7 protein-coding genes are annotated in these 6,230 nt (G+C 48.5%); 5 read left to right on the top strand and 2 right to left on the bottom strand.

Features of this window, described 5'->3' with window-relative positions:
* The first annotated feature begins 350 nt into the window (after window positions 1-350).
* The 4 genes from Q0236_RS01830 to Q0236_RS01815 all read left to right on the top strand — a co-directional run bounded on the left by Q0236_RS01830 (window position 351) and on the right by Q0236_RS01815 (window position 3,709).
* Complete coding sequence (locus Q0236_RS01830; protein ID WP_297914349.1) at window positions 351-731, top strand: hypothetical protein; 381 nt, start codon at window positions 351-353, stop codon at window positions 729-731.
* On the top strand, window positions 704-1,024 hold the full coding sequence (locus Q0236_RS01825) for a hypothetical protein (protein ID WP_297914346.1): 321 nt from the start codon (window positions 704-706) through the stop codon (window positions 1,022-1,024). Before Q0236_RS01830 ends, Q0236_RS01825 begins: the two co-directional genes overlap by 28 nt.
* Before the next feature lie 858 nt (window positions 1,025-1,882).
* Window positions 1,883-2,899: a Holliday junction branch migration DNA helicase RuvB gene (ruvB, locus tag Q0236_RS01820; RefSeq protein WP_295099426.1), complete on the top strand. Its 1,017-nt coding sequence runs from the start codon at window positions 1,883-1,885 to the stop codon at window positions 2,897-2,899.
* Window positions 2,900-3,106: 207 nt separating this feature from the next.
* Window positions 3,107-3,709, top strand: coding sequence for a hypothetical protein (locus Q0236_RS01815; RefSeq protein ID WP_297914343.1), 603 nt, complete (start codon window positions 3,107-3,109; stop codon window positions 3,707-3,709).
* A gap of 305 nt (window positions 3,710-4,014) precedes the next feature.
* On the opposite strand, the gene ribD is transcribed toward Q0236_RS01815, so the two are convergent.
* Window positions 4,015-4,947, bottom strand: a complete 933-nt coding sequence (gene ribD, locus Q0236_RS01810) for a bifunctional diaminohydroxyphosphoribosylaminopyrimidine deaminase/5-amino-6-(5-phosphoribosylamino)uracil reductase RibD (protein ID WP_297914339.1) — start codon at window positions 4,945-4,947, stop codon at window positions 4,015-4,017.
* Between the two features lie 536 nt (window positions 4,948-5,483).
* On the opposite strand from ribD, the gene Q0236_RS01805 reads away from it, so the two are divergent.
* Complete coding sequence (locus Q0236_RS01805; RefSeq protein WP_069435689.1) at window positions 5,484-5,738, top strand: hypothetical protein; 255 nt, start codon at window positions 5,484-5,486, stop codon at window positions 5,736-5,738.
* Window positions 5,739-5,966: 228 nt separating this feature from the next.
* On the opposite strand, the gene Q0236_RS01800 is transcribed toward Q0236_RS01805, so the two are convergent.
* A complete protein-coding gene (locus tag Q0236_RS01800; RefSeq protein WP_297914338.1) occupies window positions 5,967-6,146 on the bottom strand; it encodes a hypothetical protein in 180 nt (59 codons plus the stop codon).
* Between the last annotated feature and the right edge of the window lie 84 nt (window positions 6,147-6,230).

Raw genomic sequence — 6,230 nt, 5'->3', positions numbered from 1 at the left:
CTTCATTTTCGCACACCGCAAGCCACGTAAACAGTTCGCACCGCTTGAAATTTATTCGGCGTGAGTAGATCACAGACGCTTTACGCTGGCACGGTGCGCGCGAGCTAACGGCGGCTAATTGCAAAATAGGCGATATGGATATGTTGATCGCTGCGAATGTATTATCGCGCGGCTGCACGCTCGTTACGAATAACGAAAAAGATTTCAAAAATATAAGCGGGCTTAAAATAGAAAATTGGACGTAAATTTGAAATTTTAAAATTTACGCTGCGCGGCGGGCGTTTAAATTTTGCTCTCGCCGCAAATTAGGCCGCCAGGCCCAAACGGCTCATAAAATTTAAGGAAAAAATTTGGCTAAAGCTTTAAAAATCGTCATAGCCGTGGTTCTAGGTTTTCTCTTTTGCGTAAAGGTGCTGCCGATTTTGGCGGCATTTTTCGCGTTGAATTCTTTCTTTGATAAAGATGATATGGAGTTGGATAAAGCTCCGCCGATGCAAAACTACGAGCAAAATCGCGAGAGATTTCTAGACTTATTGGCTTTTGCAGGTCGCAACTTCCCTAAAAATTTGCGCGTTACGATCCAGAGCACCTACGGCGATGAGTATATTTGGATCGATTTGGACGGCAACGAGACGAAATTTTATTCAAATTCCATTTTCAGGGATAATGCGCCGGGTATCGGCGATGGGTTAAAGCTCATCGGTTGGGACAAAAAGACGTTTGGGCAGTAAAGTCAAAGCTCGCGGCGATAAACGCCAGAACCATCGTGCTAAATAGAAGCGGCGATAGCGGGGTGCCTTGGGCGGAGATCACCTACCGATACGTGGAGCACTTCACCGATAGCTATCAGTTTTATGCCCCTGATAGCCCGAAGCTTGCCAAGCTGCACGCCAAGGGCTGCTCGAAAAAATTTGAAAGCGACGGCGTAGTATTTTTATTCGAAAGCACAACGTCCGGCTCATATAGAGCATTCTGCAGTAACGATAATAATAAGAGCGTTTTGATCGAAGAGCACGATTTGTAGAACTAGGCTCGCGCAGGAAAAATTTAGCGCTTAATTTGGTGCGCGATCGATAAGGCGTCGTGAGATTCACGGCTAAATTTAATCGCCCGAGCCCGCGTTGAGCTTGGCGCAAATTTTAAAATTCACGCTAAATTCTAAGTCGTCTTGAAAAACGAAATGTCGCGCGAAATTTTACCTAGCCGCGCAAGGCAGAATTCTGCATAAAATTCTACGCAGAATTTCTCGCGAAATTTTAACTGACTATGCGAGATGAAATTCTGGCTAGCTGCGTGCCGCAAAGCTTGAAGCGTAGAATTTAAAGCTTTGTTGCCGCAAAAACAAAATCCGCAGCAAAGCTCTACGAGACAAAATTACGTTGCAAAATTTCGCTGCAAAATTCCAGGCACCGAATTTAATATCGTAAAATTCCAGCGCCAAATTTCACGTCGCAAAATCTCGCGCGTATTTTTCAAACAGCCAAATTTTGCCACTAAATTCTACGCGCTAAATTCCGCACCGCCGCTCCGCAATCACCGATCGCGAACGCCTAAAGCCTTAAATTTTACATACTAAATTCCGCACCGTAAAATTTAGCGCAGTTAGCAATCCGTGCGCTGTTTGGGAGCCGCCACAATAAAATTCCGCACTAAAGCATAGCAAGCGTAGCGGCATGAGCGTAGTCTTAAACCCGCCGCGGTAAAATTTCGCAGTCTTTCGCGACGGGTGCTCTGCTTTTTAGCCCCAGCCCTAAGCGCGTACCGTAAAATTCCGCGCGGCAAATTTTATTCCGCCCGCAAAGATCCATCCCTTCAAAATTGTCAAAATTTAGCCATTTTTCGCTACACTTGCTAAAATTTTAAAAACGATTAAAGAGAGATTATGGACAGAATTGTAGAGATCGAAAAGATGCAGCTCGATGAGAGCGTGGAGAGCTCGCTGCGCCCGTCGAGCTTCGAGGATTACGTGGGGCAGGAGAAGATCAAATCAAACCTCGCTATCGCGATCGCCGCGGCGAAAAAGCGCGCCGACGTGCTCGATCACGTGCTTTTCTACGGGCCGCCCGGGCTCGGCAAAACCACGCTGGCGCACATCATCGCCGCTCAGATGGGCGCCGCTATCAAGGTCACCGCCGCGCCGATGATCGAAAAAGCGGGCGATCTGGCGGCGATTTTGACGAACCTGCAAAGCGGCGACGTGCTTTTCATCGACGAGATCCACCGCCTAAGCCCGGCGATCGAGGAGGTGCTGTATTCGGCGATGGAGGACTTCCGCCTCGACATCATCATCGGCTCGGGCCCTGCCGCGCAGACCATCAAGATCGACATTCCGCACTTTACGCTCATCGGCGCCACGACGCGCGCGGGCATGATCTCGGCGCCGCTGCGGGATCGCTTCGGCATGCAGTTTCGCTTGCAGTTTTACACGCACGCCGAGCTTGCGCGGATAGTGCAGATCGCTTCTGTTAAACTCGGAAAAGAAAGCGCGGCAGACGCCAGCGCCGAGATCGCGCGCCGCTCTCGCGGTACTCCGCGTATTGCGCTGAGGCTACTGCGCCGCATACGCGATTTTGCCGAGGTGCGCGACGAGGGCGCTATCTCGCACGATCGAGCGCGTGAAGGGCTCGAGGCGCTGGGCGTGGACGAGCAGGGCTTTGACGAGATGGATATAAAATATTTGGAAATTTTATTTGACGCCAAGCGCCGTGCCTTGGGGCTTAGCACGATCGCGGCGGCGCTTAGCGAGGATGAGGGCACGATCGAGGACGTCATCGAGCCCTATCTGCTCGCCAACGGCTACATCGAAAAGACCGCCAAAGGCCGCATCGCAACCGATAAGGCGCGCGAGGCGCTCGGTCGCGTGCTAAAGACTGCGGAGAGAAATCTGTTTGAGGAGTAGGGCGGATGAAATTTTATACTTCACGGCGCTAAGTCAAGTTACGCAGGTGGAAACCCTGCCGTGGCGATTTTTTATATTTGATCTTTGAATTTTGCTTGGTTTTAAAATTTCTTCAGATTTAAAATTTAAAGCGGGAAATTTTGTAAATTTAGAGCAAATTTATTATCGGCTCAATAAAATATCCAAAAGAATATGAAGGGAAATTTTATGAAATTCATAACAAAATATATAAAAAGGCTCTTATATTATTTTTACGATGTATTTTATAGGCGTGTTTTTATCAGGGGAGTTTCGCATCCGCCGGCACAGGTGGCTAGCATAGGCTGCTATGGTTTGCTTTTTGCCCTATGCGGGATGCTTCTTACTATTTATAGAACAGATACGGCGCCCAAACGATTGAATGAGCTTGAGATAGATATCGGAATTTTAAGAAACGTTTATTATAATTTTCGCGGAAGCGGCGGACGAATACATATAGAACTAGAAAACGGCAAGAAAAAGGTTTATGAAATAAGCAAAAGCGATAGCGATATTTACGAAAAGCTAAAAGGGCAAAAAATCAAAATTTACGGCGAGCCAAGTCCAGATATATTAGGCAATAATGAAATTTTACAGCTTGAAGATAAAGATGGAAAGATATATAAAGAATATAATTTCGATCATAGATTGTTAAGACCATATTTGATGACCGCACAGTTTAAATTCTTTTTAAAAGGGGTGGTTTTTCTAATTTTATTGATATTTTTCATAAATTTTTCAGATAGAAATTTGATTAAAAAAAATCCAGAAGAAGGAGTAAAAGATGAGTAATGGATTGGGTATTATTAGAGATGGGCTTTCACATGGTCTCGCTAATGCGGCTGCAGCGCAAGCTGGAGCGAAGTTCTGCTTTCATATGCCTATAGGGGCGGCTATTATTCTCACTCTCCATTGAAAGTTAAAATTTAGTCTATTCGCGCATCCGTTGTGCTCATTATTTTATAAATTCGTATTCTTTTATCCTACGTGGATTGTTGTTTGAGATTATTAAGGTACATTGATTTTCTAAAAAATAGCCTGTCACCCGCTTAGCTTTTACTTCACTCTCGTTTATTGTACCGATTTTTACTTCGCTTCTAGCAGACGCATTCGCTATACATTTTTCTTTTCCGATTGAAGTTGCTATTGGGCTTATTATAAGAGTTGCGGCGCGAGCGGATCCACACATTGGGCGCGCTCAGCTTTAGATTTTGCGGCGCAACGCGCGCGTCTAGCGTCAACATATCAGCACTGCCCACCAAAGCGCTAATTTCATCAAATTTAGCCGCACGCACGTCCAGCGTCGGTCTGTCGGCGCGCACGGTCTGCCCGCCCACGCCCACGTAGTCACACACGCCGCGCAGCTCGTGCACGAACGCGCGCTGCTTCTCGCTGCCGATCCGCCCATGCACCGCGCCGTTTAGCGTGGCGTTGATTTTGATGAAGCAAAAGCCGCTCTCGCGCGCCATATAAAACGGCTCCGCAAGCTCCGCCGCCGCGGCATGGCAAACGTCAAATTTCACCTCTATGCCCCCGCGGCGTAAAATTTCCGCGCCGCCCGCAGCCTGCGCGTTCGTATCGCGCGCGCCGATTACCACGCGCGATAGTCCAAGCTCCGCCAAAAGCTCGGCACAAGACGGCGTCTTGCCGCGATGCGCGCAGGGCTCGAGCGTGACGTAGGCGCAAGCGCCGCGCAAAAGCCCGCCGTGGCGGTTTAAGATGAAATCGTAAGTGAAGCTCGGCTGCAAAAGAGCGCTTTTTAAAGCCTCTAAGTTTTGAAATTTAACGCCGAATTTGCGGGCGTATTCGCTAGCGAAATCCTGCGCGAAATTTGCGTCCAGATCGCACAGCGCGGCGAAAACGGCGTTTGCCTCGGCGTGCAAAAAGCCCGCCTTTTTGTGCGCGCCTATGCCAAGAACCCTGCCGCCCCTATCCAGAAGCACGCAGCCCACGGCGGGGTTGGGTAGCGTCAAGGCCTGATAGCGCCACGCAGCCCGCAGCGCCAAATCCATGTAAAATTCGTCGTTCATACAAAATCCAAAATTTAAATTGTCCCGCTCCGCCGCTATTGCTTAGCAAAATTACGGCAGAGCAGAGAACTCGCCTACTCCCAGCAAATCGCGCCTCGGGCGCAAACCGACTAGCTCACCTGCGCTCATCCTTGCTGTACCGGATAGCGCCGCTCGCACTTAGCCCACTTGCAAGAGCCAAGCTTGCTTTAAGCGCCAAATTTACCAGAGTGCAAGCCGCGCGCCGTATGTGCCCGGGCGAAATTCCGCGCGGAAGCGAAACTGCGAAATCTTACCACAGGTTTTAGAATTTTATCCTAAATCGCAAATTTTGCGGCGTCCGTTTCGCGCGCGAACGGCACAAAATTTTACGCTTATCGTGCAAAAGAGCGTCTGCCGATAGCGTGGAGAAGCCGGCTTTGCGAAGTAAAATTTTAATAGGCGCCATGGCAGAACCGCAATCGAGCGTGAATATACAGCCCCGAAAGGCACGGCTTAATTTCAGCTCAAATTCAGGGGGGGGGTAGAATTACATGAATTTTCTCCAAAGGATTAAAATGTCTGAACAACCGACCGTTCAACCCCAATCAAACGTGCTTGGGATACTCTCCATAGTCTTCGCGATTTTAGGGATCTTTTTCCTAGGGATCGTTTTTGTTCCGCTTGCGTTTTTGTGCGCGATCGCCGCGACCTATCAAGCCGTCAAAAAGCAAGCCTCGCTCGTAATAGCGATATTAGCGTGGATCCTTACGATCGTGGGGCTCATGACCTCGCCCGTGCTGCTAGCCACAATCGGCATCTCCGCTTCGTAGCCGCAAACATTCGCGCCGCTTGGCGGAATTTTAATTATCTGATGGACGGCACGCAAACCTCCGCCCGCAGAGTTTTAAAACGTAAATTTGTCTGTAGAATTTCGCCTTAAAATTCTACAGACAAAATTTTAAGGCGAAATTTGGCACAGGAATTTTGTATCAAAAATTTACGGGCGGAATTTCAGCGTGGAATTTTGCCGCGCCGAAACAGCGCGTAAATTTTAAAATTTAGCCGCTTCCAGCGACATGCCGTGAAATTCCAGAGTGGCGCGCAAGTATCATGCAAAACTTACCTTTTAACGGTGCGGTGTGAAATTCCAGAACGGCACGCGCGGCATGGGAATTAAAATTTACGCAGCAGAAATCGCCGCGAAGCTTGCTTTTTAGCGGTACGATCTGAAATTTCAAAGCGCCGCCCAGTGGCGTAAAAATTATCTTTTGTCGGCGCGATCTGAAATTTCAAAACAAACAAGCGGCGCCGGAATTTTAAAA

This window comes from uncultured Campylobacter sp., assembly GCF_938031315.1.
Classification (GTDB): domain Bacteria; phylum Campylobacterota; class Campylobacteria; order Campylobacterales; family Campylobacteraceae; genus Campylobacter_B.
This window is presented reverse-complemented; position numbering and strand designations above follow the sequence as displayed.

What these genes read in the sequence shown, in the direction of transcription:
- ruvB (WP_295099426.1), top strand. Translation starts at nt 1,883, where the DNA reads ATGGACAGAATTGTAGAGATCGAAAAGATGCAGCTCGATGAGAGCGTG.
- Q0236_RS01815 (WP_297914343.1), top strand. Translation starts at nt 3,107, where the DNA reads ATGAAATTCATAACAAAATATATAAAAAGGCTCTTATATTATTTTTAC.
- ribD (WP_297914339.1), bottom strand. Translation starts at nt 4,947, where the DNA reads ATGAACGACGAATTTTACATGGATTTGGCGCTGCGGGCTGCGTGGCGC.
- Q0236_RS01805 (WP_069435689.1), top strand. Translation starts at nt 5,484, where the DNA reads ATGTCTGAACAACCGACCGTTCAACCCCAATCAAACGTGCTTGGGATA.